This is a genomic window from Pseudoruegeria sp. SK021 (assembly GCF_002119405.1).
Classification (GTDB): Bacteria; Pseudomonadota; Alphaproteobacteria; order Rhodobacterales; family Rhodobacteraceae; genus Meridianimarinicoccus.
Genome location: NZ_MTBG01000122.1, coordinates 1 through 636, shown reverse-complemented (window position 1 = coordinate 636; position 636 = coordinate 1). Strand labels below are relative to the sequence as shown.

Sequence of the window (636 nt, the reverse complement as noted above, 5' to 3'; positions counted from 1 at the left end):
GGGGCTGATTCAAGATGGCATGAGCCCAGTTGACGATGCTGCCTTTGAGACACTTTCGACAGACGCGTTGCGGCGGCTGGTGTTTGACCTTTCCCAGAAGCTGGGATCCCTTGAAGATCAGGTGAGCGCGCTCGGGAGCCGTCTGGAGACGGCCGAGGCAGGCCGTGCCGCTTTGCAAATTGAGAACCAGGAGTTGCGCGACGAGATTGCGCGGCTGAAGAATCTGCCGCCACGGCCGCCCTTCAAACCGTCGGGGATGGAAAAGGCTACGGAAGATGGTGCCAGAAAGCCGGGTGGTCCGCGACGGCCACGAGGTGCCAAACGCGACACGCACAACATCACCCGCGAGGAGGTTTTGACAGCCTCAGCACCGTCCGGTTCGCGCTTCAAAGGATACGAAACCGTTCTGGTACGTGACTTGGTGATCTCAGCAGAACTTGTCCGTTATCGGCGGGAGCGCTGGCTGACACCTGAAGGCAAAACGCTCATCGCGCCCTTGCCGGACGGCTTGTTCGGCGGCTTCGGTGCCAACCTGCGCCGGTTCTGTCTTGCGCTGCACGCTCAGGGACAGGTGACGACGGAACGGCTGACATCTATCCTGAACGGGATCGGGCTGGAGATATCGAAGCGTCAGGT

General features: G+C 60.7%; 1 protein-coding gene. It reads left to right on the top strand.

Going from position 1 to position 636, the window contains the following annotated elements; genetic code table 11:
• Positions 1–19 precede the first annotated feature (19 nt).
• On the top strand, positions 20–636 hold a 617-nt coding region (locus tag BV911_RS18895; protein WP_205963932.1), incomplete at its 3' end, for a hypothetical protein.